The following is a 26,028-nucleotide window of genomic DNA, read 5'->3' on the forward strand; positions in this document are numbered from 1 at the left end:
AGAATCCCTTAGAAGGTTAATGCACTTTGCCATTCACGAATCCAAGACTTGCGGCTCTGTGCAACTTCATCGGCACTAAAGCTTAGCGCTTGGCTAGGAACAGTCAGAGTTTCAAAACCTTTAGGTAGCTCGACATTCGTCACTGGGTACATCCAGTTACCCGTAGGCATTGCTGATTGGAATTCATCACTTAAGATAAAGCTCATAAATTCATCGGCAAGTTTCTCGTTGCTTGAGCCTTTTACTTTTGCTGCAACTTCCACTTGAGTGTAGTGACCTTCAGCAAAATCTGCCGCTGCGTACTTGGCATCATTTTCAGCAATCAGGTGGTAAGCTGGTGAAGTGGTGTAAGACAGAACTAAATCAGACTCACCTTCTAAGAACATTGAGTAAGCTTCAGACCAACCTTTGGTTACGGTCACTGTCTTTTCCGCCAGTTGCTTCCATGCTTGAGTCGCATTGTCACCATAGACAGATTTCATCCATAGCATCAGACCCTGACCAGGTGTCGAGGTACGAGGATCTTGATAAATAACCTTTAGGTCATCACGAGACTCTACTAACTCTTTCAAACTCTTTGGTGGGTTAGCAAGCGTTTCTTTGTTGTAAACAAATGCAAAATAACCGAAATCGTAAGGAACGAACGTCTTGTCATTCCAGCCATTTGGTAGAGTCACAGAGCTAGTATCAACTTTGTGCTCAGCGAGCAAGCCGGTTTGCTTTGCTTCAGCCATCAGGTTGTTGTCTAGACCTAGCACGACATCAGCTTTGCTATTGTCGCCTTCTAAACGTAAGCGGTTAAGAATTGAAACGCCATCGTCTAGCGCGACAAAGTTCACGTCGCAGCCACATTTTTCTTCAAACGCTTTTTCTACGGTTGGACCCGGTCCCCAATCTGCTGCAAAAGAGTCATAGGTGTAAACCGTTAATGTGTTGTCTGCAGCGAAAGCAGAAAATGAAGTTAGTGTCGCAGCCGCTAGAGTGCTGATTGAAAGTGTGCTTAGAGTGGTTTTCACTGCTCGCTCTCTCCTTGTATGAGCGGCACAGGGTTGAGGGAGGTATCTTGGTGATAAATCCAGACTCAATTCCTACGCCAGCATTATCTGGTTCAGGTCCACGGGTCCCAAGCTTAACTTGATCTCAGCTTGATCCAATATAACTTGGGTCAATAGCTCCCCGATGAGTAACCGTCAAATTGTAATATTATTGATACCCAATAGCTATCCCCTAAATAGTTGGAGTTCCGCTAGGCGACAATCAAATTCAAATATGACGGGAATCGTAGCCCCAACGAGGAACTAAACCTTGTTCCACACCAAGATGATCCAAGATGCGCGCAACCATAAAATCGACCAAGTCTTCAATAGACTTAGGTTGATGATAGAAACCAGGCGCTGCTGGCATGATGGTTACTCCCATCTGAGAAAGCTTGTGCATATTCTCTAGGTGCAGCGTTGAAAATGGAGTCTCACGTACAACAAGTAATAACTGTCCACGCTCTTTCATGACGACGTCGGCAGCACGCTCGATAAGGTTGTCTGACATACCATGAGCGATAGCGGCAACGCTACCCGCAGAACATGGACAAACCACCATCTGTTTTGGAGCAGCAGACCCTGAAGCTACAGGAGAGAACCAATCGTCTTTACCACAAACGACTAACTTATCAGGATCGCAATTTAAGTGCTCAATTAGCGCTTGTTTAGCGGCATCAGGGTTACCTGACAGCTTCAAACCATGCTCAGTAGCAAGAACTACTCGCGCGGCTGAAGATATCAATAAATAGACTTGATAGTCTGCTGCTAATAAACACTCCAATAACCTTAGCCCATAAGGTGCTCCAGAAGCTCCGGTGAATGCCAAGGTAATCGCTTTTTGCTGTTTACTCATTTCTATTTCTGGTTACTCGCCTAACTTTTCTAATAACTTGCCGTGAATGCCTTCAAACCCGCCATTGCTCATCACTAGGATATGGCTGCCCGGCTGTGCACGACTAACGATGTTAGCGACTAGCTCGTCAATGTTGCCAGATGCTTGCGCGGGCTGATGACATTGATTTGCAATCTCTTTTACTGACCAGTCAATACTGTCCGGTTGGTAAAGAAATACTTCGTCGGCCTTAGCTAACGAATCAGCCAATGAATCTTTGTGGACACCACGTTTCATAGTGGCACTACGTGGCTCAAGAACAGCGATAACCTTGTCACTGCCGACTTTATTACGCAGACCACCCAAAGTTAGTTCAATGGCTGTCGGGTGGTGAGCAAAATCGTCATAAACCATGACACCATTCACTTCGCCTTTTAATTCTAGACGACGCTTAGTATTGATAAATTTAGCCAATGACTCACAGGCTAAATCCGGTGTAACACCAACATGACGCGCAGCGGCAATCGCCATCAAAGCGTTATCAACATTATGGTCACCAACTAAGTCCCACTTCACGATCCCAACATTTTCACCTTGGAATAGGACTTTAAACTCTGAGCCGTCGGCAATCAGCTTCTCGGCCTGCCAATCCCCTTGTTGACCGCTAAATTCCGTTTCACTCCAACAGCCGCGCTGCAATACATCATCTAAAGCGATATCTTGTTTCGGTGCCAAAATACGACCATTGCCAGGGACAGTTCGAACTAAGTGGTGGAATTGACGCTTAATTGCTTCTAGATCATCAAAAATATCAGCATGATCAAACTCCAAATTATTCATCACTAGCGTTCTTGGATGGTAATGAACGAACTTCGAGCGCTTGTCGAAAAAAGCACTGTCGTATTCATCAGCTTCCACCACAAAAAACATACTTTCGCCTAAGCGCGCTGAGATACCAAAGTTCCCTAGAACACCACCAACAAGGAAACCAGGTTGGTAGCCACAATCTTCAAGGATCCAAGCCAGCATGCTTGATGTCGTCGTTTTGCCATGAGTGCCCGACACTGCTAATACCCAACGATCATGTAACAAGAACTCCTGTAACCACTGAGGGCCAGACGTATAACGCAAGTTACTATTTAGTACATGCTCGACACATGGATTGCCCCGACTCATAGCATTACCTATAACAACAAGATCAGGAGCAGGGTCTAGCTGAGATGGGTCAAAGCCTTCAATAATTTCAATACCTTGAGACTCCAAAAGGGTGCTCATTGGCGGGTAAACATTCGCATCACTTCCCGTCACTTTATGTCCAAGCTGACGAGCTAAAACTGCCGCGCCACCCATAAATGTGCCGCAAATTCCCAAGATATGAATATGCATAACTGACCTTGTCCTAGGCAAAAATAAGTTCTTCATTATGGCGATAAAGCCGCCAAAAGCGAACCACTTTGCGCACTCAAACCTCTCTTTCACTATCTAGTTGCTCACTCTTGCACCAGCAACTCTCTATTCAATGAATAAATGTAAGTCCACTCATTAGTCGACAAATAAATTGAGATCTCAAACAGTTAGTTCATTACCAATAAAAAGATCTAACTCTTACACTTATCCACGGGTAGCCCTAAAAGATCCGTAAGAGGTCAACACTGCCCATCCCCCTATTTTAAGAGCGACTTTTTAAGGAAAAACCATGTCTGGAATGCGCACCCTTGGCGAGTTCATTGTTGAAAAACAAGCGGACTTCCCCCACGCTAGCGGTGATCTATCATCCCTACTCTCTTCTATTCGCCTAGCTGCTAAAATCGTCAACCGCGAAATTAATGCGGCAGGATTAGGTGATATTACTGGTGCTGTCGGCACTGAAAATGTCCAAGGCGAAGATCAACAAAAGCTGGACCTATATGCCAACGACAAGTTTAAAGCTGCTCTAGAAGCACGCGATCAAGTGTGTGGTGTAGCCAGTGAAGAAGAAGATGAGGCTGTAGCGTTTAATAAAGAACTCAACAAAAATGCTAAATACGTTGTCTTGATGGACCCTCTTGATGGCTCATCAAATATCGATGTAAACGTTTCTGTTGGTACTATTTTCTCAATCTACCGCCGTGTGTCACCTATCGGTACTCCTCCAACGGAAGAAGATTTCCTTCAACCTGGCCACAAACAGGTCGCTGCAGGTTATGTGATTTACGGTTCATCAACGATGTTGGTTTACACAACAGGTAACGGCGTAAACGGTTTCACTTACGACCCATCACTTGGCACCTTCTGCTTATCTCATGAAAATATGATGATCCCAGAAGATGGCAACATCTACTCGATCAACGAAGGCAACTACATCCGTTTCCCAATGGGCGTAAAAAAATACATCAAGTATTGTCAGGAAAGTGAGCCAAGCGAGAATCGTCCATACACATCTCGCTACATTGGTTCTCTGGTAGCTGATTTCCACCGTAACTTGCTTAAAGGTGGTATCTACCTTTACCCAAGCACACAAAGCCACCCAAATGGTAAGCTACGCCTTCTTTATGAATGCAACCCAATGGCTTACATCATTGAACAAGCGGGCGGCGTGGCTTCTGATGGTGTACAACGTATTATGGACATCAAACCGACCGAGCTGCACCAACGTGTACCGTTCTTCGTCGGTTCGAAGAACATGGTGAAAAAAGTGGAAGAGTTTTTAGAACTCAACCGTGAAGACGATTAACGTCAAACACCCTTTCAACAAAAAAAGAGTCGACCATAGTCGACTCTTTTTTATAGCTTCTGGATATAAAACTTAGCGCGAGAACTAAAATGGAGATCCCGCTGTCGAGTTCTTACCGGAGACATAGTCTTGGTAGAAGAATGGATCCAATCTTTCGCAAATTCCGCGATAAGGTTTACCCATGACACCTAACATATAAGCACTTTGAGAACAGTACGTTTCTCTACCTTGTTCGTAACCATTATCATAAGCCATATAAAGCTCTGAATTTAAATAACCTTGGGAGTCTAGCTTAGCCAACTTGCTCTCAGATTGTTTGATAAACCCTTGTTCAGCACGCTGCTGGCCATAATCAGACCAATCACTTGCTAAGCTGGTCATTGGTGTTGGTTGAGAAGTACATCCCACCAGCAAGAATATCGTCACGGCTAATAGATATTTCATAAGTCTCTCCTTAATGAATACTCAGCGCAAACCTTAGAGCTCGCCAAATATGGCTATACCTTTTGACACCAATCTCCCGACGATATCATTTCACTGAGCTGACTGACATCTTGATAAAGATACATCCAAGCGTGACCAAATGGCGTTTCGATTTGTTCACGCCGATAGGTCACTGGCACCTCTTCGAGTAGATCAAGCTGCTCTAATGTCTGGTCATCCACCAAGTATACTTCGCCGATGATTGCGCTATGACCTTCTATTACGGCAGGGTAAGCGCCAAGATCATAAAGCGAGTAAAACGGTGGCGTCGTGTGATTCCCTAGCCACTGAGATTGAGACAATAAATGATGATTGCACTCTCCATGGCGTAATGTGCCGTAGACAAAAACCAAATGTTGCATCGCATTTCCTAATTAAATTCAAATTGATAGAGGAGATCCACTGCGCTATCGACACCGGATATCGCTTCAACATACAGATCTTGCATTAAACGATATCGAACCGTGAATTCACCGACAGAATCAAAGATACCGACACCATACTTCACTTGTAGCCCCGGTAAGATATAACCACTCACCGTAACTTGAGAATCATCACCACTACCTGCTGTATCAAGTTGTAGATCTTGAACACCGAATGCCTCACCAATTTCACCAACCACTCGTCCACTCTTTGCTAAGCTTAGACCAATCAGAGTCGTCGTCATGGAATTACCACCCGCCTCACCATCAATATCTTGGCCACGCAATAGATACGAGAGCGCATTGGCTTGTGGCATCGCAGGTTCTGAGAAGATGGTTACCGTTGGCTCACTAGCAGGCCCCGTCACTTTCACACCCGCAGTCACATCATCTTGAGTATTGTCCGGATTACGGATTGCACTAATTTGTACATACGGCTGATCTGCTGGACCATTCATCAAGATCTTGCCTTCTTGAATCAGAAGGTCTTGACCAAACGAGGTATAAGAACCATCGGTAATGTTTATCTCACCGGTAATGAATGGTCCTTTATCTTTCTGAGTGACATTTAGATTACCGACAAGCCCACCTTCAAGTCCAAAGGCAGAGAGCTTAAAATCATTTCCAATCTTAATATTGATATTGGTTTCAAGAACAAACGGAACCGCGCTGTCTTGATCGATCGGTTCAAGCTGATCATTTAATAGAACTTGATCTTTCGAGACCCCTATCGCACTTGGTGGCAATTCTTCAACCGTAATACGTCCCCATGGCAGTGCGATGTCACCATCAATACGGGCATGTTTTGGCGACGCTGAGATAGTCATATCAGGTTTCACTTTCACCTTAACCATAGGAGGTACATCTACATACAACTCCTCAGCAAAGACTCTTACATTACTGCTCCAATCTTTTAAGTCTTGCCAGTCAGCATCACCTGCGATTTCAAGCTTGCCATCCGGAGTGTGAATCGCGGCAGCTAGTAGAGCTTCATAGCCTTTAAAGTCGATAGTTAAACGACCAGAATCTACCTCTACAGGTGAGATATCTCCTTTCAAGGAAATACCATCGACTAAAAACTTACCGTTCACTTTTGGGTGCATCGCTGGGCCACTGAGCGATAAGTCTGTAGAGATACTCGATTTCAACTGACTGTAATCCCCCACTATTGGGGCAAGAAAATCTAGATTGAACGTGGTCAGTTTTAACTTACCGTCAAGCTGCTTATCGTCAGTTAGCACATCGGGGATTGTCACGTTCCCCGACACATCGCCATTATCAGTAACGTCTAGTAACCAATCAGCCTGAAGTTTATTTTCCGCCAGCTGAGCATTGAGGTGAATCTTTTCCCAGCCAATTTGTATCGGCTGTTCCAGCTTTTGCACCACCTGACCTTTTGGTAATTCAATCGACGCTTTCACTTGAGGTGCTGTGTCTGCTGCCCACTTCGCCCACACGTTCGCATTGGTCTGCCCTGACAACTCAGTCGCTTCTGGTATAAAGGTTTTTATTTGGTCAAAATCAAACTGCTTTAAGGTTAAGGCTGCTTCACCGCTTTGGCCTACCTTAATGTCACTATCGAGACACAAAGACGAGTCCGCTTGCAGCCAACAGTGAGCTGCAACAGCCACTTGTTGCGTCGCCATTTCGAAGCCTAATTCGGTTGCTTTATTGAGCTCCCACTCACCTTGTTCAGAGCTCAGCGTCATTCTTTCTAAAACACCTTGCCAAGCAATGTCTGGTTTATCTGTCAATGAACCACTCAGCGCCAAACTGGTCGAAGCGATATTCGAATTTACATCCAAACTGAGCTGGTGCTCTTGTTGTGAACCGGTAAAGTTCAAAGTAATAGTATCGACTAATGTGTCTTGATACTGCGCTTGTTGAACTTTTAGAGAAAGCTGCCCAATAGGTGCAGGCAATGGTGTGATATTCCCCTTTAGAACAATTTGCTTAACACTTGCCTGATCTTGCCAATCGATATCTTTAACATCTAATGCTAAACCGACTTTCGGCTCTTTCAGTGCACCTCGAAGGGATACATCACCAACCGCTTTACCTTTTAAGTCGGGAACTGTCTTAATCAAGTCCGGAAAATCTATCGCGAGATCCATTCGCCATTCTTTATCAAGCTCCCCTTTGGCCTCAATTCTGTTTGGCCCATGAGACAGCACTAAGCGTGGTGTTTGCAAGCTTAAATCACCCTTACCTGATTTATCTGACGCGGATAATGCACCTTCAATATTCAATGGGTACTCTCGTAGTATTCCATCAATATCCAGGGTTGGTAGTTCAACCTGCCAGCCACCTTGCTCAGTTAAATTACCGGTAGTCTCTACACGACCACTAATGTCACCCTCAGCTTCCGGCCATTGTAATCCTGGTTGAATATGGGAAAGATCTAAGTTAGCAGCCCAGTTAATTGGCGCTTGCCAATCAGCAAGAAGGTCTCCGGTAACATGACCACCCAAAGTTGCTAAATCCAGTTTCTGAATCTTCACATGATTTAGGTCCCCTTCTCCTTGCAATGAAACAGTAAGATCAGGGAGCTCCTTGCCTTTAATATCGCTATCTAGTTCTAATTGGTAACCATTTAATGAGCCTTGGGTATTAAGTTTATCAATCACGACAAAGTAGTCGCCTTTACCCGTCAAAGGCCACTGCACATCACCTTGACTCAAACTGATATCAAATGGGAGTTCTGGTTTTAAGGGCTCGATCTTTGCCGACAATTCCGCTTTAGCAAGCCCACCTAGCTTGGCATCTAAGTTCAACTTAGCAACACTGCCATCCGCCTTGAGTTTGAGTGTTTGTCCTGCCGCGACTTCTTCTTTGACCGTCGCATCCAGATCCAGTGTTAAAGGGTAGTCCCCTGTGAGCTCCACTTGGGTCGCAAGGCTTGCCTCCACTTGAGGCATATTTACCTCAAGTGTCTTAACATCTACCTTAGATCCTTTCGCATTGGCACTTAAACCTAAATGGTGAACAATGACTGGCGTCTCCTGCTCTAACTTGAAGTCATGTACATCGATACGGACAATTTCAACTTGCAAAGGCAGCTCTACATTTGGCAATACAATAGGTGCAGGCTCTTTGTCATTAGGCTCTGAGACCGTTTTTTCCTCTGTTGCTTCATTAGTAGGCGCTAGCTTGACCCAAGGCTTAGTTAGCTTGGTTTTACTAAGTCTCAAGCGATTACCTTGAAAGGCAATTCCCGTCGTGAATGACTGCCAAGAGATCTGATTGCTCAGAACATCAAGTTCAATATCAGTTAGAGCAATACGGTTCACTACAATCGGAATAGGCGACGTTACTTTACCACCAGAGGAAGCAGGCTCTTCTTCCGCTGGTGCTGTCGTCGGAGGTAACTCAGGCATTGAAAAGCGAAGCCCATCAATCGCAACTTCATCTATGCAGACTCTTGGCTCTGTCAAGCAACTGGCATTTATTGCCAATGTCAGGGATGTGAGTTGAGTGTCCACATTCAAAGAGTCATCTTTGAAGGAAACATTATTCAAAGTGAAGCGAGGCAATATCGCCCCTTTGGTTGATTCTACTTTTAACTGAGGGACAAATTTCTCTGCCCCCCATAACGCTAGGTTCAATCCACTATTGGTAAACAGCAGTAGGCTTATAGCAAGCAGTAGAGTCGCCAATAAACCCAAAAGAGCAACTGACAGCCACTTTGACCACTTAATTACAACTCGGGTCATAGTTCAGGTCCTAACGTAAAGTGAACTTGGAACTCATCACCTGGAGTCGCATCAAGACCCCAAGCAAAATCTAATCGAATTGGCCCGACTGGCGATGCCCAACGCACACCCACACCCGTACCTCGTTTTAAATCCATTGTTTCATTAAAAGCATCACCGACATCATAAAACACCGCTCCCCACCAATTTCCATAAACTCGATATTGGTATTCAAGAGAGCTGGTTGCGATGTATTTCGCACCAGTCAACGCACCACTGGCATCGGTTGGAGAGATAGATTCGTAACCATAACCACGTAAATTGTTATCACCACCAGCAAAGAAACGCAGCGATGGTGAAAGTTTGGTGAACTCGTCAGCGAAGTTGGCACCACCATCAATACGGAAAATTCCTCGATGGTTATCACCAATACCGCGAATCCAAGTCATACCACCGAGCAAACGAGCAACCCGAGTTTCAGACAATACACTCGAATCACCAATTTCTAACGTTAAGCTTTGACGATCCCCCCACATAGGCATCGAACCACCACGAATTCGACTACGAGAAAATGAGATGCCTGGTAATAGAAACTGGGCCGTATCATCTTGCAAACCTTGCTCATAGTTTTCCAGCAAGTAACGAACATACAGGGTTCTATGCCAACCATTATCCAGAACCCAATGTCTTTCTAAAGCTAGGTTAGACTCCAAACTTTTCGTATCTCGGTTATCAAGGTTCTTCATTCCATATTGAATGCGATAGTACTCATGCAGTACATCTTCAAGTGGAATACGATAACCTGCGGTAATAGTCTGTTCAGGAGCTGACAGTGAGAAGCTACTATCAAAACTGTGTCCACGACTGTTTACCCATGGTTTTTTCCACTTTAGAGACCCTCTCACTCCCACATCGGTCGAATAACCGATACCCGTTTCAAGTTGATTTCGAGCCTGAGGAGCCAACGATACCTTCATCGGTAACTCTCGCCCTTCACCGAGTTGAGACAAATCAGGTTCAACAAACACCGAAGAAAACCAATCGGTGTTAGATAGGTTTTGGTTATACTCACCTACTTGAGAAACTAAATAGGGATCGCCTGATTTGTAAGGGGAAAGGGACTCGACGCGATCTTGTTCGATTTGGCTGCCAGTGATGGTGCTAGCGCCAAAATGATATCTCATACCACTATTGTAATGGAGACGTATAAACGCTTCATTCAAGTCTGGCGCGACTTCAAGACGGCTAACTTCAAAGTCACCTTCAAAGTACCCTTTTTGCAACGCAAGGTTTCGAATACCTGACTTGAGTGCATCATATAAACTGTGGTTAAGCGCATTTCCTGCTTTCAGGCCACTTTTCTCAATCAAAGCAGCAAAATCGGGATCGTTCTTCGCTTCTCCCGAAATTTTTACATCCACTTCTTGGATAATAACCGCAGGGCCAGGGGTGACTTTTACCGTTAAATCAGAACTACCTTCAGGAACAGTAAAATCAAACGTAGGGTGGTAATAGCCCAGTGCAGATAATGCCTCGGTTATATTGCGTTCCACTCGTGCTTGAAAACGTAAACTGGTCGAATACTCTTCAACAGGGATAGAAGATAGGTAAACATCAACATTGTCTTCTAACGCACCATCTAATCCCTCAATAGATAGATCCGTCTCCTGAGCCGACGAAAAAGGAGCTACAGTGAGAAGTATTAATAGCGCTGGTAAAGACTTTCTGATCATGCTTAATTATCTGTTTACATCACGTAAGGGAATAGTACAGCCTGTAAAAATATAAGTCTGTATAAAAACAGTCAATTAGGCGGTCTATATAATTCTATCTTTAGCAAGGAAACTACGATGCTCAACAAACAATCCCTGATATCCGCACAAGATGCGTTACCTGGCCGTGAGACTGCGCTTGCGATCGAAGACACTCACTTCGTCAATCAATCTAGTTTGACCGCAGAACCTGCTCAAGGTTGCGAACAAGTTCTACTTGGTATGGGCTGCTTCTGGGGAGCTGAACGTCTCTTCTGGCAACTAGAAGGGGTCATCAGTACGTCAGTCGGCTATTCCGGCGGCTTTACCCCGAACCCAACATACGAAGAGGTATGTTCTGGCCAAACTGGGCATACCGAGGTCGTACGCGTGATTTTTGATACGAACCAAATCAGCTTCAAACAACTGCTGCACACATTCTGGGAAAAACACAACCCGACGCAGGGCATGCGACAAGGTAATGATTTAGGAACACAATACCGCTCAGCAATTTATGTTTACAGTGAAGAACAACTGCAGGTTGCCCTAGAGTCGAAACAGGAATACCAAGCGCTTCTCGGTAGCGACAGTATTACTACAGAAGTTCTGCCCGCAGGAAAGTATTTCTTCGCTGAAAATTACCACCAGCAATATCTCGCGAAAAACCCAAATGGGTATTGTGGAATAGGTGGGACAGGCGTCTGTTTTCCACCTCAATAACTCAATCTAAAAAGTCGCCAAGAGGCGACTTATTTCATGCTAAGTATAAGAAACCGTAAATTAGACCGGTAATGCCGCTATCGCTTGATTGATTTCTTTGAAAGTCAGCAGCTTTTGCGGGTCTTTGACATCAGGGACAAGCACTTTGCCATTATCAAAGTTGAACTCACCTACACCTGAAATAACGAATTGACCTTTAAACAAGGTTTTAACAAAACGAGCCACTTGGCGTGGTCGATAGATAGTAAACTCACGTAGCATAACAACTCCAATATCCTTTTGTGATGCAACCTCGCAGGGTTACGTGCTCTATTCCTTAGAGCTCATGGAGCATTATATACACATTGTTTTTAATGTATATCATTTTGTTAAAAGTTTGGGCCATTTCACTGCATGGAAACACATAACACCACTTTTTCAATTTTCGGTATATACTTTTTGCGCTTACTAAAAGGAAGATAACAATGAAAAATAAAACTCTACTAGCACTTGCTATTGCATGCTCTCCAACATTTGCAATGGCACACAACATCTCTGTAGGACAAACTGTTCCAAGTGTGGATGTATCGAATCATGGTGAAATTGTCTTAAGCGGTGAAGAGACAGCGTTCAACGAATGGTCGACACAAAACATGCTTGGTAAAGTTCGAGTAATACAAGCGATTGCAGGACGTAGCAGCTCGAAAGAAATGAATGCACCACTTATGACTGCAATTACCGCAGCGAAACTTCCAGAACAAAGTTATCAAACCACGACGATCATCAACCAAGATGATGCTATTTGGGGTACAGGATCGTTCGTGAAGTCTTCGGCGCAAGACAGTAAAAAAGAGTTCCCTTGGTCATCAATGGTTCTTGATGAAGAAGGGACTGTCGCAAAAGCATGGGATCTTGCGGAAGAATCATCTGCAATCATTGTTCAAGATAAACAAGGTAAAGTACTGTTTGTTAAAGAAGGTTCGTTAAACGAGCAAGAGATCCAACAAGTACTCTTATTAGTCAAAGAGAACATCTAAAACTCCGCCTTAACAGTATCGAGTTTAAAGAGGAATTGTTATAGTATAACAACTCCTCTTACTCAATATGATGCTACATTGTTTCAATTTCGCTTAGTCTCCACTCGCTGCGCCATAACGGCACTTAGCGCTATTGCATTATTGCTGTGGCTCAACTTTGCGTTTATTGAGCACCAATATGATCTATCACGATCGCATCATTCTCATCACAACTGCGAACAATTTGCCAGTGTGCTGCACGGAGCGAGCCCTTCACTCAATGCTCCGACTCTCCCTCTTGTCGGGATCGATCACGACCCTCTAAAGATCTATCACTTCAACAGCGTTTTTTCTTTTGCTTATTTAGCTCGCTCTCCACCAATTTCTTGAACGTTGTCTCAATCCAGTAGTCAAAGTAGCCACTACATTGTGATTACTTAAATCTTAATAATTAAATAATTTTCAGGAAATACAATGAATAAGATCACCCCTATCGCACTTGGTATTACTCTAGCCGTCAGCGGATTTGCACAAGCTGAAGATGGTTTCCGCCAACATAGTGCTCATGTTCACGGTGAAGTTGAACTGAACATTGCTCAAGATGGCAATGAACTCCTTATGGAAATCACTGCACCAGGTGCCGATGTTGTTGGGTTTGAACATGCACCAAAAACGGAAGAGCAAGAGCACGCATTAGAAAGTGCTGTGGCTCAGCTGAAGAACGCAGGTAACATTTTTACTCTGGCAGCAAGTGCAGGCTGTAAAATCACACATCAATCAGTGACACATACATTGGGTGGCAATGATGGCCACCATGATCATAACGACCATGAAGGTCACGACCATCACGATGACCACAAAGGCCATGACGATCACGAAGGCCACGACCACCATGATGACCACAAAGGCCATGACGATCACGAAGGCCACGACCACCATGATGACCACAAAGGTCATGATGATCACGAAGGCCACGACCACCATGATGACCACAAAGGCCATGATGATCACGAAGGCCACGACCACCATGACCACAAAGGCCATGATCACCATGACCATGGTGAACATGCGTCATCACATGGCGAGTTTACTGTTGAGTATCATTTCGAGTGTAGCGACGTAGCCGCATTAGATAGCATTGATACTAGTTGGTTCTCTCACTTCCCAACGACTGAATCAATTAAAGTAAATGTATTAACCGATACTAAGCAAGCCGCTCTGCAGCTAAATAAAGACAACCACAAAATCTCACTTTAACGTTAGAACGTGGCCTAGTTATCACTAGGCCACTAAACTCAATCTGGATTCCTACTATGGCTAAGACAGACCATTCTTCCGTGGTTGAACTTACTCAGGTCCAATTTACTTGGCCGGGCAATGACTCACCAACTCTCGATATCCCTTCATTAGTTGTGAATCGTGGTGAACATCTTTTTATTAAAGGACCAAGTGGCTGTGGCAAATCAACCTTGCTCGGGCTTCTGACCGGGATCAATACCACCACTCGTGGTCAAGTGAATGTGCTCAGCCAAGAGCTATCTGCGATGTCAGGCAGTCAGAGAGATAAGTTTCGCGCCAATCACATCGGATATATTTTCCAGCAGTTCAACTTACTCCCTTATTTAAGTGTCATTGAAAACGTCACTCTTCCTTGCCAGTTCGCCCCACAACGAAAAAAACAAGTCGCGGGGGACTTAGCCGAGAAAGCTATCGAGCTTTTGAAAAAACTGCGCCTACCGAGCGCTCTGCTCAATAAACCAGTGACAGAGCTTAGCATTGGTCAACAACAGCGCGTTGCTGCGGCAAGAGCCTTAATTGGCAACCCTCAAATCGTCATTGCTGATGAGCCAACTTCATCGCTAGATTTTGACACCCGAAGTGTATTTATCGAACTGTTGCTAGAGCAAGTTAACCAAGCTAATGCCACATTATTGTTTGTCAGCCATGACCCTACGCTCGAACCATTGTTTGACCGCACAATCAACCTACAGCAACTAAACCAAGCGGGAGGTCAGCTATGACACCAACGCTTTCACTAGCTTGGAAGAGCGTACGTAATAGAAAAGTCACTGCAATACTTACTATTCTAACGGTCGCTATCTCGGTGATTCTCCTCCTCGGCGTGGAACGTATCCGAACTCAAGCAAAAAGTAGCTTCGCTAACACTATCTCAGGCACAGACTTAATCGTTGGTGGACGTTCTGGCCAAGTAAACTTACTTCTTTACTCTGTGTTTCGTATTGGCAATGCGACCAACAATATTGATTGGAAAAGCTATCAAGAGTTTAGCCAACATCGCGCTGTCGATTGGGCAATTCCAATATCACTTGGGGACTCACACAAAGGTTTTCGAGTAATGGGCACCAACCATAGCTATTTTGAACACTATCGCTATGGACAAAAACAAAATTTAGCCTTTAGCCAAGGTAAAGAATTCAATGGATTGTTTGAGGCTGTGATTGGCGCCGATGTTGCCCGCTCCCTTAACTACCGTATCGGCAGTGAAATGGTTATCGCTCACGGCATCAGTGATGTTGGGTTTAGTCGCCACGAGAACACCCCGTTTAAAGTGGTCGGTATTCTTGCTCCGACAGGTACACCAGTTGATAAGACCGTACACGTTTCTCTTGAGGCTATTGAAGCGATTCACGTTGGTTGGGAGTCAGGCGCTAACCTAGGTAATAACCCAAGCGCAGAGCAATTGCTGGAAATGAACTTTCAACCTAAGCAAATCACCGCAATGATGCTAGGTTTGAAGTCCAAGATTCAAACATTCGCTCTGCAAAGGCAAATCAACACCTATTCAAAAGAACCACTCAGTGCAATTTTACCTGGTGTAGCATTGCATGAATTATGGGGGATGATGTCAGTAGCAGAGCAAGCATTGATGGCCGTGTCCGTTTTCGTCGTAATTGCTGGCCTATTGGGAATGCTATCGAGCTTGTTAACCAGTTTGCAAGAGCGACGCAGAGAGATGGCGATCCTACGAGCAATGGGCGCTCGTCCACGACACGTATTTAGTCTACTGATCTTAGAAGCCAGTGTTCTTACCTTCATCGGTTTGGTTGTCGGTACCCTTGGCTTATATGCAATGCTTGCAATGGCTGCTCCTATCATTCAGCAGCAATATGGCATTAACTTACAAATGACCACCTTATCCCAATATGAGTGGTTACTCTTAGCTGCAGTCCAAATTGCTGGTACTATCATCGGCTTTATTCCTGCACTCAGAGCTTACAAGCAATCTCTCAGCGATGGCATGACGATTCGAGTATAACTATGAAAAAACTGATTCTTTTATTCTTGGCCATATTTTCAGTTGGCCTGACAACACACTCAGCAAGCGCTGAAGATACACTAACACTAGAATGGATTGACTTAATTCCAGAAAGCGAACGCAACCAGTTTGATGCTTATGGTATGCCTGCCATTGATCACTCTGGTGATGTCATGCAGCAGTCTAAAGTCGGAACAGTAAGACAAGAACTCAACGGTAGCACTGTAAAAATTCCAGGATTTGTTATTCCTCTAGAAGGGGATGAGAATATGGTCACTGAGTTTCTTCTAGTGCCATATTTTGGAGCTTGTATCCACGTTCCACCACCGCCGCCAAACCAGATCATTTACGTGAAATTCCCGAAAGGAGCACCTGTACAGCAGCTATGGGATGTGATTTACGTAATAGGCACGCTTAAGACAGAAACCATTAGTCATGAGCTAGCGGAAACGGGATATGTCATACAAGGCACTGAAATCGCCGAATATGATGATATGTAGATGTTAACAACTGAAGCAGCCTGTTAATTACCTATATTAGGATAAGTAGCTAGAGAGATAACCTAGCACTCCGACGTAGATGAGCAACAATAGGGCAATTGACAGGTGCTTTTTTAGTTTATTCTCATTGAAATACTTCATAAGCCCCTCAAAACTGACGATAACAATTTTAACAACTTGTTATCATTTATGATAGTGATATTTTTTATAGAGTGGCTCACAGTCTTTTTCTGGCAGACGATGCAGTTCCGAGGTACATTTAGTAATCAATAGTAAGCATCTGATGGCTAAGGAAATAGCATGTCTGAGAACAGTAAACCCGTTGTCATAGACCAACCAGCTGAGCAATCTCAACGACAAGAGAAGAAATCTAGCTATATCAAAGACAGTGCAAGCCGTATTATCAACATTGCACAAACCTACGGCTTAGATGCGCTATTGCAGGCCGAATCTCCCCAAAAAACCACTATTGAACGGGCTTTAATTCGTGAAAAAAAGCGTAAAGAGCTACGCCAAAAAAACTTAGAACAAATCCTCAAACTTGCGCACGTTTCATGTAAAGATGAAACCGCTGGCGATCCCGATCAAGATTGGCTCTATCGTTTCTTCGATATGGCACAAGAAGTCCACAACCAGGCGATGCAACGGTTATGGGCACAAGTACTTAAGCGCGAAGTCACCAACCCAGGCTCAACGTCTATGAAGGCGCTAAAAGTTTTACAAGACATGACACCTAAAGAAGCGCAAATCCTTCAACGCGCGGCTTCATTAGCATGTAGTTTTGGTGGCGATAATAGCCGAAAGCTATTGGTAGGTTATCGAGCGCAAGGTGGCATTTTTAGCTTCGGAAAACGAAATGTCACCGGTAACATCAATGTTGGTAATTTTCAGTTACCCTACTCAAGCTTGCTGGTATTGTTCGAACTTGGCTTAATGCACGGTACAGAGCTAGAATCGGGTGAAATCGAGCTCGATACACCTTTACCCTTAACTTACCAAGGTAAGCAGCTTTCTCTTCAAGCTCACAACAAAGGGGTTCGCTTACTCTATTACCGTTTTAGCCCTACTGGGAACGAGTTATGTAAGCTATTGGGTAATAAGCCAAACTCTCAGTATTACGATCAGTTGGTGGCGCTACTAAGTCAAAAATTCACAGCCAGCAGCGAAGCAAAGTCCACCATTGATACGATGGCTTAGGATCATAACAAACGAGAAAACACCTCTACGACTAGTCATCCTCAAGAGCGAAGGATGAGTGAATTGGGGATCTCTAGAACGTAAATCACTCTAGAATAGATTCCCTACTCCTTCCTTCGTCAGTCTATGGAATGACAAAGCCTCAACAACGAAGTTTAATACCAACAAAAACGCCAGCATCTCTGCTGGCGTTTCAATATCAATTACGACGGAAATTTAAGCTTTGAACGCTTTAAATGCGTTAATCAAACCATTCGTTGAGCTATCGTGAGAGCTGATTGCAGAGTCATCCGCAAGCTCTGGAAGGATTTGGTTAGCCAGTTGCTTACCTAGTTCTACACCCCACTGGTCGAAGCTGAAGATGTTCCAAATTACACCTTGTACGAAGATCTTATGTTCGTACATTGCAATTAGGTTACCTAGCGTACGCGGAGTGATTTGCTTAACTAAGATTGAGTTCGTAGGGCGGTTACCTTCAAATACTTTGAATGGTGCTAGTGTTGCCGCTTCTTCTTCGCTCTTACCTGCTTTAGCAAACTCTGCTTTTACAGTCGCTTCATCTTTACCAAATGCCAGTGCTTCTGTTTGAGCAAAGAAGTTAGACATTAGCTTCTGGTGGTGATCGCCTGCTGGGTTGTGGCTGATTGCTGGAGCAATGAAGTCACAAGGAATTAGCTTAGTACCTTGGTGAATTAGCTGGTAAAACGCGTGTTGGCCGTTTGTACCTGGTTCACCCCAGATGATTGGACCCGTTTGGTAAGTGACTGCGTTACCATCACGGTCAACGTACTTACCATTTGATTCCATGTTGCCTTGCTGGAAGTAAGCAGCAAAACGGTGCATGTATTGATCGTACGGTAGAATCGCCTCTGATTCTGCGCCGTGGAAGTTGTTGTACCATAGACCGATAAGCGCAAGGATCACTGGAATGTTGCTTTCTAGTTCTGTTGTCGCGAAGTGGTTATCCATTTCGTGCGCACCATCTAGTAGCTCAACGAAGTTGTCGTAACCTACCGCTAGCGCAATGGAAAGACCGATTGCAGACCATAGAGAGTAACGACCACCAACCCAGTCCCAGAATTCAAACATGTTGTCAGTATCAATACCGAACTCAGAAACAGCAGCAGCGTTAGTCGACAGTGCTGCAAAGTGCTTCGCTACATGTGCTTCATCGCCAGCAGAAGCTAAGAACCAATCACGTGCACTGTGTGCGTTAGTCATTGTTTCTTGGGTAGTAAATGTTTTAGAAGCAACTAGGAATAGCGTTGTTTCTGGGTTTAGGTTCTTCAGTGTTTCAACGATATGAGTACCATCAACGTTAGAAACAAAGTGTAGGTTTAGGTGGTTTTTGTATGGTGCTAGTGCTTCTGTCACCATATATGGACCAAGGTCAGAGCCGCCGATACCGATGTTTACGATGTCAGTAATTGCCTTACCTGTGTAACCTTTCCACTCACCACCAATAACGCGGTCAGTGAATGATTTGATTTTTTCTAGTACTGCGTTAACAGCTGGCATCACGTCTTCGCCATCAACCACAACTGGCTTGTTGCTGCGATTGCGAAGTGCTGTATGAAGTACTGCACGATCTTCGGTTTTATTGATCGCTTCACCGCTGAACATCGCTTCAATTGCTGCTTTCAGCTCAGTCTCATTTGCAAGAGCAAATAGGTGCTTAAGCGTCTCTTCATTGATTAAGTTCTTAGAGTAATCAACAAGGATGTCAGCACCAAAACGTGCAGAGAAGTTATCAAAACGTGCAGAATCTTGAGCAAATAGCGCTTTAAGATCCATGTCTTGTGCAGATTCAAAGTGCGCAGTTAGCGCTTTCCAAGCTTGTGTTTGCGTTGGGTTGATATTTTTCAACATGGTGTCTATCCCGATGTTCAGTAGGTTTTATTCCATACAGTCTAGCGAAAACTGGCGGAATCCCCGATTAAGCAAAATAGTAATATTAGATATGTTAGGGCAAATTGCCACAAAACAAGAGTTTGTAATTTTTTTTCAGGCCAGCATTATGACGCAGGCTACTCTCACTCACATTGAGTTAGGTCACGTTACCTGATTCAAATTTAAACAAATTCATTGCTGGTCTTATGATATTACCACCAAGCTAGGTTAAGCTTAATGTCCGGTCAACGAATTCTCGATTATAGGTCTGTTATGTGGCAGCAAAAAGTCATTCATCTCAATGCCCACCAGCGTGGCTTTCATCTAATTACCGATGAAATTGAACAACAATTACCTCAAATATCTGACTATTCTGTGGGATTATTACAGCTCTTTATCCAACATACCTCTGCCAGTCTTACGATCAATGAAAACGCTGATCCAACAGTAAGACATGATATGGAAAAACACTTTAATAAGTTTGTACCAGAACGAGCACCATACTATAAGCACACTTATGAAGGAGATGATGATATGCCTGCTCATATTAAAGCCTCGACACTCGGCACTAGTATCATGATTCCAATCAGTAACGGGCGTCTTGCACTAGGAACATGGCAAGGTATCTACTTAGGTGAACACCGTGACTTTGGTGGCGCGAGAACCATCATTGCCACCATTCAAGGAGAGCAATATAAATAAACAGAGCGGTTTCAGAAAATTCTCGGCGTACGACACTCACTTTCCCAATTAAACAAGATTGAGTTCAAGATACAATCACACCAGTAACAGAGATGTCCATGAACCTTGTGGATAGAGAAAGGTTTCTTAACTCGGTGAAATCGTATGCCAAATTCGATTCAATGGTGGAAGAAGACAGCGACAAAAGTGTCTGCCAGACCCAATATTAGACTCTTGCCCGTCGGGGAGAATACCGACGACGACAGCGACACCATTAGAATAAGCCGTACATCAGTACCACCTACATCCCGCTCAACAGATCAAAATACGACTTCATATAACTGTTTTGGTACTTCTGAAACAAGTACCGATGATAGTGAAATGCAGATAACGGAAATACGTGATCGGTTATCAGGACTACTCGAAAAAGTAAAAATTGCTGATCGTCCCTACACAAATTCCGCGGGGCTTTGTCAGTATGAGTTTGATGTTAACAATGATGCGATAAGAAAAAGAAGGTGTGACCTTGCTCGAAGCCTTGGCTTTACTCCTTCAGACGCAATATCTCAAAGTAAATACCACCGGCATTTGGCGCAAAGAGTCGCCAACGAATTCGACCAACAAGGCTTTATGTTTGGCAAATGCGCAGAAATGGCCGCTCTTGCTGCGAATTTATTGACTGAACTAGCGATGGCTTACAACAAACATCTCTATATCTTCCAATTACCTGACTCTAACCATACGTTAGTGCTTATGTCCGTTAACCAATACAAGAGTAACGAGAGAATCAATTGGAAAAAAGAGTACGCTAGTCAATCGATTACTGTCGACCTCTGGCAAGCTGGACTCGATAAGAAAATGGCCAATTTGGCTTGCCTGTCATCAGAACATCGCTATACCAGAAAGCCACGCACTCGCGGTTATATACAAGCCCAAATATAAGATCGCTAACAAGTCGCATTGTATTTCAGAATAATCTCATCAAAGTACGTCGCTCTTTCCCAATCCACTTATTTAACCTGCACTATACAATCACGCTGTTTCGGATCGCTTTCCAAGGCTCAGGTCGAGTGTTGGAGATATTCTTTACTCGTGAGGATATATGCCAAATGTAAATAAATGGTGGAAGAAAAAAGCAACAAAGACATCGGAGAAACCTAATGTCAAACATATAGAAGTGGGGGCGACATCAGATGCAGATACAAACGCCACGCATGCTCAATCATCTTCCCCTTTAGAAGCGTCTCGAAATATACCCCAGAGCTTTTCTCAAGCCGCAGCGATCGAGCCTGCAGCCGATAGTATTTACGTTTCAATGCTCAAGAAAGGAGAGCTCTGGCGTCTAAATCACTTAGACCATACTCAAGGTGAGCAAACAATCAGAAATATTTCACACAGCAACTTAGTGATAGAAAGTTTATCCGCGGAAGAAGAAGAGTTTCTCAGTGCTTTTGAAAGCCAACCGTTTTACCTGACTCATTTTACTAGTGGTGACTTTAGAACGCCTGATGGTTCTGTCACTATTTTGTCTAGACAGGAAATGATCAAACAAAAAATAAACTTCAACCGCGAGAACACACCTCGGCTCGATATTGAGAGCTTCGCTACAACAGGGTTTGCTTTTACTGCACTGGAATGCGGTGCCAACCAAAAATCTAAAAGTCGCTTTGGATCTTATAAATACAGCGTCAAGTTCAGCGATATTTCTCGACAAGACCTCGAACATGCTCACTGCCAAGTCAATGATTTCGGTAACTTTGATCAGCGTCCGTCCGATAGACTTCCTAGCTACTTTACTCAAGAAGATAAAAAACACTTTTTTAAGGGGAATATTGTTCAAAGATCAGCATTATCACTCATTTTCCATAGTACAGATATTCTACGAGGGGTTGGACTGTGCATCATTAGAGATATTAGGGAACTAACGCCTCCCACTCAAAGAAGGCTACTATCTTCAAGAACGGATGCGGAATTCAACGAGATCCTAAATTGCTTCTATAGACCTCAATTGCTTTTTCCAATCAAACTCCATATCAAAAAAGAACAGCTGATATTTCAAAAGTTGGCTGAGCCCCAAAAACATTTTTACGTTTAGAACCTCTCATTCCTAAGTGGGCAAATTTAGAGGCTAAAACGGCTGATTGATCATTACGCGAAACGTTCCTTCATCAGCCCCTTTAGCTAATTCAGCGCGAACGACAATACCCTCTACTTGAAAACGTACTGCGCCACCAAGGTTCCACTGCATATCACTATGCAATGTTTTTACATCATACTCATCAGCCACTCGGCCGACTTCGGCAAACAGTACCCACTGCCACCATGGCAAGTCGTAGTAATTGATGACTGGAATATCGTCCAACGGCTGCCAATCTGGTAATACCCTGTACTCGGCTGAATAGTGAACTGCGCTACGACCATGATAACGACCACTGGTATACCCTCTCAAACGATAAAGCCCACCTAAGCGAACTTGGTCTTGTTCAGGTGGCTTAGTTCTATCCCAGCTTGGTGTATCTGCGGTATAAAAATCAAATGCAAGAACTTGTTGGTCAAACAGTTCGCCCAATGGCCCAAGAGCAAAATACTGACTATTCTGGAACTCCCACTTTGTCCAGATATCTTCGCTCTGCCAACTCTCTCCCGCGACGGTAAGTTCAAAAGAAGTATGAGAACCTTTTGATGGGTTACGTACACTGTCGCGGTTATCCCAATCGAGTGTCAGCTCAACCCCAGTAGCTTTTTCTGGATAGCCATAAACATCTAATTCACGGGATGAGAAAAACGGTGTCACTATCAACGAACTCACACCAGACTCTAACGGAGAAGCAAAATCCACATCTCGTATTGGCTGGAAAGCACCCATTAAGCCATGCTTTTCAACATTGCCCCAAGGTAGCAAGTATTTAAATTCAAACTGATAGTTCTGTTCAAACCCATCTGTTACCGTTTTATCTCCAGTGATAGAGCTATTACTGCCTTGTTCACCAAGATAATATGGGTTTTGGTTGAATTGTGCTTGGTACATCTGCGTACTAAACAGTAACCGCTCTGACAACGCGTAATTGAAGGCTGATAAGAAGCCGACATAGCTGTCTTTGTCAGAATAAAGCGCCATACCAAAAAGAGCTGCTTGAGGCTGCCCTACTCCCTTAGCAACGCCAGCAACACCAAACGTATTGCCCATGGTTTCAGTACTAAAGTAAAACGGGACAAATGCAGAATCTTTTTCTTTTGCATTCACTTGGACGCAAATAAAAAGGCTGGCACATAAGGCCAGCACTTGTTTGATTCGGTTCAACTTCATTTATTGGGAGTATTCCATATCAACGCGAGATGTCAGCTTAGTCACTAATTCGTAGGCAATGGTTCCGATGTGACTAGCAACTTCTTCCGCCGGGAGCTTGTTCCCCCACAAAATCGCCTCATCACCCACTTTATCTGTCGCATTTGGTCCTAAATCAACGGTTAACATATCCATTGATACACGTCCTGCTATGGGTGCTTTTCGACCATTGACCAATACAGGTGTCCCATTAGGTGCCGTTCGTGGATAGCCATCACCATAACCAATTGCAATCACGCCAACCTTAGTATCACGCTCACTAGTCCAAGTTCCACCATAACCAACGCTTTCGCCCGCTTTGACGTCACGGACAGCAATAAGATGAGACTTCAAGGTCATGACAGGTTGATAGCCCATGTCTTGAGCCGTCTTGTCATTAAATGGAGAAACGCCATACATGATAATGCCTGGACGAACCCACTCTAATTGGCTATTAGGCCACGCAAGCAAACCAGCAGAAGCCGCTAGAGAACGTTCACCTTCACAACCTTCGGTCAAAGAAAGGAAAAGCTCAGTTTGCTCATTAGTCGTCGATTTATCTAATTCATCAGCACAACCAAAGTGACTCATATAACGCAGTGGTTTGGCTACATTTCGACAAGCTTTAAGTCGTGAGACAAATTCATGGTACTGCTCTGGTCTCACCCCTAAACGGTGCATTCCGCTGTCTAGCTTTAGCCACACAACAACCGGAGTTTCTAATTCTGCTTGCTCAAGAGCTTCCAGCTGTTCTTCACAATGAACCACGGTTTGAATGTTATTCGTCACCAATACTGGTAAATCACCAGAAGAGTAAAAGCCTTCAAGCAATAGAATCGGCTTAACCACACCACAGGCGCGCAGTTGCAACGCTTCTTCAATACGAGCAACACCAAATGCATCGGCACCTTTGGCATGCTTAGCAATATGACGTAAACCATGGCCATAACTGTTAGCTTTAACCACAGCCATTACTTTACTGCTTGGCGCTTGCTGTTTGATCTGTTGAAGATTGTGTTGAAGAGCTTCTAAATCGATATACGCCGTTGCGGCTTTCATGTAGCTCATTGGCTTACTCATCATCCATATCAAACGCAGGTCCAGCATAGTTATCAAAGCGAGACCATTGACCTTGGAAAGTAAGTCGAACAGAACCAATCGGGCCGTTACGCTGCTTACCTAGGATGATTTCTGCCGTACCTTTCATTGAGCTATCTGGGTTGTACACTTCGTCACGGTAGATAAACATGATCAAGTCGGCATCCTGCTCGATAGAGCCTGATTCACGGAGATCCGAGTTAACAGGTCGTTTATCGGCACGTTGCTCTAGGGAACGGTTAAGCTGAGAAAGTGCAACCACTGGTACGTTCAATTCTTTCGCCAACGCTTTCAATGATCGAGAAATTTCAGCGATTTCGAGCGTACGGTTATCAGATAAAGCTGGCACTCGCATTAGCTGCAAATAGTCGACCATGATCATTGAAAGACCACCATGGTCACGAGCAATACGACGAGCACGAGAACGAACTTCGGTTGGAGTCAAACCTGAACTGTCATCGATGTACATGTTCTTCTTCTCCATGAGGATACCCATGGTAGAGGAAATACGCGCCCAATCCTCATCATCCAACTGACCAGTACGAATTTTAGTTTGGTCAACACGTGAAAGCGACGCAAGCATACGCATCATGATCTGTTCTGCTGGCATCTCTAGCGAGAAAATAAGAACTGGCTTTTCTTGCTCCATTGCCGCGTTTTCACATAAGTTCATCGCAAAAGTGGTTTTACCCATCGATGGACGTGCCGCAACAATGATTAAGTCTGAACCTTGTAGGCCCGCAGTCTTCTTGTTCAGATCAGTAAAGCCCGTATTTACCCCTGTAACACCATCTTGTGGTGTCTTGTACAGGATCTCAATTCGCTCTAACGTTTTTTCTAGAATGTTATCGACGTTCTGTGGGCCTTCATTCTCGTTGGTACGAGATTCAGCGATAGCAAAAACTTTACTCTCAGCAAGATCGAGCAGATCTTCAGAATTACGCCCTTGAGGATCATAGCCTGCATCAGCAATCTCATTGGCAACACCAATTAAGTCACGAACAAGTGCTCGTTCTGCAACGATATCAGCATAAGCGTTGATGTTAGCTGCACTTGGCGTGTTCTTAACCAAGTCAGCAAGGTAAGCAAAGCCACCCACATCATCGAGCTGTTCACGCAGTTCAAGGAACTCTGACAACGTAATTAAATCGAGTGGTTTGTTCTCTTCAAGTAGAGTCTTTACCGCTTCAAAGATTAGACGGTGTGGTCGGCTGTAGAAATCTTTGGCAACAACACGCTCTGCAACCGTATCCCAACGCTCGTTATCAAGAAGAAGACCACCAATAACGGATTGCTCTGCTTCTAATGAGTGAGGTGGGACTTTGATTGCATCGACTTGTGCATCTCTAAATTTTTTATTTCGATTATCTACTTTGGTTTCGGCCATGGGTCTGCTCAACAACTTGCTTTAGATC

At 44.2% G+C, this 26,028-nt stretch carries 24 protein-coding genes and 1 riboswitch; of the genes, 12 read left to right on the forward strand and 12 right to left on the reverse strand.

Translation table 11 applies throughout. The annotated features are described in order from the left end of the window. Positions 1 to 8: 8 nt before the first annotated feature. The 3 genes from thiB to mpl form a co-directional block, all read right to left on the reverse strand. The gene (thiB, locus tag AAFX28_RS22390; RefSeq protein WP_408690726.1) at positions 9 to 1,016 is read right to left on the reverse strand and encodes a thiamine ABC transporter substrate binding subunit; all 1,008 of its coding nucleotides are present in this window, start codon (positions 1,014 to 1,016) and stop codon (positions 9 to 11) included. A 52-nt stretch (positions 1,017 to 1,068) separates the two neighbouring features. Further along, positions 1,069 to 1,189, reverse strand: a riboswitch (TPP riboswitch). A gap of 74 nt (positions 1,190 to 1,263) precedes the next feature. After that, positions 1,264 to 1,890: a flavin prenyltransferase UbiX gene (locus AAFX28_RS22395; RefSeq protein ID WP_408690727.1), complete on the reverse strand. Its 627-nt coding sequence runs from the start codon at positions 1,888 to 1,890 to the stop codon at positions 1,264 to 1,266. Between the two features lie 12 nt (positions 1,891 to 1,902). After that, on the reverse strand, positions 1,903 to 3,255 hold the full coding sequence (gene mpl, locus AAFX28_RS22400; RefSeq protein WP_408690728.1) for a UDP-N-acetylmuramate:L-alanyl-gamma-D-glutamyl-meso-diaminopimelate ligase: 1,353 nt from the start codon (positions 3,253 to 3,255) through the stop codon (positions 1,903 to 1,905). A 310-nt stretch (positions 3,256 to 3,565) separates the two neighbouring features. Here mpl and fbp point away from each other — a divergent pair, with 310 nt between their 5' ends. After that, entirely contained in the window at positions 3,566 to 4,582 is a 1,017-nt protein-coding gene (gene fbp / locus AAFX28_RS22405; protein WP_408690729.1) for a class 1 fructose-bisphosphatase, read from the forward strand. 84 nt (positions 4,583 to 4,666) lie between these two features. Here fbp and AAFX28_RS22410 read toward each other — a convergent pair whose 3' ends face one another. From AAFX28_RS22410 to AAFX28_RS22425, 4 genes are read right to left on the reverse strand one after another with little or no spacing between them, the layout of a single operon-like run. Next, positions 4,667 to 5,026 carry a DUF2799 domain-containing protein gene (locus AAFX28_RS22410; RefSeq protein WP_408690730.1) on the reverse strand — a complete coding sequence of 120 codons (360 nt, stop codon included), beginning with the start codon at positions 5,024 to 5,026 and terminating at the stop codon, positions 4,667 to 4,669. A gap of 53 nt (positions 5,027 to 5,079) precedes the next feature. Beyond that, positions 5,080 to 5,427, reverse strand: a complete 348-nt coding sequence (locus tag AAFX28_RS22415; protein ID WP_408690731.1) for a gamma-glutamylcyclotransferase — start codon at positions 5,425 to 5,427, stop codon at positions 5,080 to 5,082. An 8-nt stretch (positions 5,428 to 5,435) separates the two neighbouring features. Then, positions 5,436 to 9,200, reverse strand: coding sequence for a translocation/assembly module TamB domain-containing protein (locus tag AAFX28_RS22420; protein WP_408690732.1), 3,765 nt, complete (start codon positions 9,198 to 9,200; stop codon positions 5,436 to 5,438). Beyond that, complete coding sequence (locus AAFX28_RS22425; protein WP_408690733.1) at positions 9,197 to 10,912, reverse strand: autotransporter assembly complex protein TamA; 1,716 nt, start codon at positions 10,910 to 10,912, stop codon at positions 9,197 to 9,199. Before AAFX28_RS22425 ends, AAFX28_RS22420 begins: the two co-directional genes overlap by 4 nt. Positions 10,913 to 11,029: 117 nt before the next feature. Here AAFX28_RS22425 and msrA point away from each other — a divergent pair, with 117 nt between their 5' ends. After that, positions 11,030 to 11,650 (forward strand): peptide-methionine (S)-S-oxide reductase MsrA, encoded by a 621-nt coding sequence (gene msrA, locus AAFX28_RS22430; protein ID WP_408690734.1) that lies wholly within the window; start codon positions 11,030 to 11,032, stop codon positions 11,648 to 11,650. A gap of 60 nt (positions 11,651 to 11,710) precedes the next feature. On the opposite strand, the gene AAFX28_RS22435 is transcribed toward msrA, so the two are convergent. Continuing rightward, positions 11,711 to 11,911 carry a DUF1107 family protein gene (locus AAFX28_RS22435; RefSeq protein WP_408690735.1) on the reverse strand — a complete coding sequence of 67 codons (201 nt, stop codon included), beginning with the start codon at positions 11,909 to 11,911 and terminating at the stop codon, positions 11,711 to 11,713. Positions 11,912 to 12,114: 203 nt separating this feature from the next. Between AAFX28_RS22435 and AAFX28_RS22440 the strand changes: the two genes are divergently transcribed. The 7 genes from AAFX28_RS22440 to AAFX28_RS22470 all read left to right on the forward strand — a co-directional run bounded on the left by AAFX28_RS22440 (position 12,115) and on the right by AAFX28_RS22470 (position 17,619). Further along, positions 12,115 to 12,666, forward strand: a complete 552-nt coding sequence (locus AAFX28_RS22440; protein WP_408690736.1) for a YtfJ family protein — start codon at positions 12,115 to 12,117, stop codon at positions 12,664 to 12,666. 141 nt (positions 12,667 to 12,807) lie between these two features. Beyond that, complete coding sequence (locus AAFX28_RS22445) at positions 12,808 to 13,035, forward strand: DUF2607 family protein (RefSeq protein ID WP_408690929.1); 228 nt, start codon at positions 12,808 to 12,810, stop codon at positions 13,033 to 13,035. Positions 13,036 to 13,119: 84 nt separating this feature from the next. After that, positions 13,120 to 13,902 (forward strand): DUF2796 domain-containing protein, encoded by a 783-nt coding sequence (locus tag AAFX28_RS22450; protein WP_408690737.1) that lies wholly within the window; start codon positions 13,120 to 13,122, stop codon positions 13,900 to 13,902. A 56-nt stretch (positions 13,903 to 13,958) separates the two neighbouring features. Continuing rightward, positions 13,959 to 14,666 carry an ABC transporter ATP-binding protein gene (locus AAFX28_RS22455; RefSeq protein ID WP_408690738.1) on the forward strand — a complete coding sequence of 236 codons (708 nt, stop codon included), beginning with the start codon at positions 13,959 to 13,961 and terminating at the stop codon, positions 14,664 to 14,666. Continuing rightward, on the forward strand, positions 14,663 to 15,922 hold the full coding sequence (locus AAFX28_RS22460) for an ABC transporter permease (RefSeq protein ID WP_408690739.1): 1,260 nt from the start codon (positions 14,663 to 14,665) through the stop codon (positions 15,920 to 15,922). The genes AAFX28_RS22455 and AAFX28_RS22460 overlap by 4 nt, the downstream gene beginning before the upstream one ends. Positions 15,923 to 15,924: 2 nt before the next feature. Further along, positions 15,925 to 16,422, forward strand: coding sequence for a DUF3299 domain-containing protein (locus AAFX28_RS22465; RefSeq protein WP_408690740.1), 498 nt, complete (start codon positions 15,925 to 15,927; stop codon positions 16,420 to 16,422). A 300-nt stretch (positions 16,423 to 16,722) separates the two neighbouring features. Next, positions 16,723 to 17,619 (forward strand): TIGR03899 family protein, encoded by an 897-nt coding sequence (locus tag AAFX28_RS22470; protein ID WP_408690741.1) that lies wholly within the window; start codon positions 16,723 to 16,725, stop codon positions 17,617 to 17,619. A gap of 216 nt (positions 17,620 to 17,835) precedes the next feature. Here the strand turns inward: AAFX28_RS22470 and pgi are convergent, their stop codons facing one another. Continuing rightward, a complete protein-coding gene (gene pgi, locus AAFX28_RS22475; protein ID WP_408690742.1) occupies positions 17,836 to 19,488 on the reverse strand; it encodes a glucose-6-phosphate isomerase in 1,653 nt (550 codons plus the stop codon). Positions 19,489 to 19,782: 294 nt separating this feature from the next. Between pgi and AAFX28_RS22480 the strand changes: the two genes are divergently transcribed. The 3 genes from AAFX28_RS22480 (at position 19,783) to AAFX28_RS22490 (ending at position 22,285) form a co-directional block, all read left to right on the forward strand. Further along, positions 19,783 to 20,211 (forward strand): secondary thiamine-phosphate synthase enzyme YjbQ, encoded by a 429-nt coding sequence (locus tag AAFX28_RS22480; RefSeq protein ID WP_408690930.1) that lies wholly within the window; start codon positions 19,783 to 19,785, stop codon positions 20,209 to 20,211. Positions 20,212 to 20,355: 144 nt separating this feature from the next. Further along, positions 20,356 to 21,132: a hypothetical protein gene (locus AAFX28_RS22485; protein WP_408690743.1), complete on the forward strand. Its 777-nt coding sequence runs from the start codon at positions 20,356 to 20,358 to the stop codon at positions 21,130 to 21,132. A 160-nt stretch (positions 21,133 to 21,292) separates the two neighbouring features. Continuing rightward, positions 21,293 to 22,285, forward strand: a complete 993-nt coding sequence (locus AAFX28_RS22490) for a hypothetical protein (RefSeq protein ID WP_408690744.1) — start codon at positions 21,293 to 21,295, stop codon at positions 22,283 to 22,285. Between the two features lie 33 nt (positions 22,286 to 22,318). On the opposite strand, the gene AAFX28_RS22495 is transcribed toward AAFX28_RS22490, so the two are convergent. From AAFX28_RS22495 to AAFX28_RS22505, 3 genes are read right to left on the reverse strand one after another with little or no spacing between them, the layout of a single operon-like run. Further along, entirely contained in the window at positions 22,319 to 23,497 is a 1,179-nt protein-coding gene (locus AAFX28_RS22495) for a BamA/TamA family outer membrane protein (RefSeq protein WP_408690745.1), read from the reverse strand. After that, on the reverse strand, positions 23,498 to 24,583 hold the full coding sequence (gene alr / locus AAFX28_RS22500) for an alanine racemase (protein WP_408690746.1): 1,086 nt from the start codon (positions 24,581 to 24,583) through the stop codon (positions 23,498 to 23,500). A 4-nt stretch (positions 24,584 to 24,587) separates the two neighbouring features. Continuing rightward, positions 24,588 to 26,000: a replicative DNA helicase gene (locus tag AAFX28_RS22505; protein WP_408690747.1), complete on the reverse strand. Its 1,413-nt coding sequence runs from the start codon at positions 25,998 to 26,000 to the stop codon at positions 24,588 to 24,590. Positions 26,001 to 26,028 lie beyond the last annotated feature (28 nt).

It is taken from the genome of Vibrio sp. TBV020 (assembly GCF_046056895.1).
Classification (GTDB): Bacteria; Pseudomonadota; Gammaproteobacteria; order Enterobacterales; family Vibrionaceae; genus Vibrio.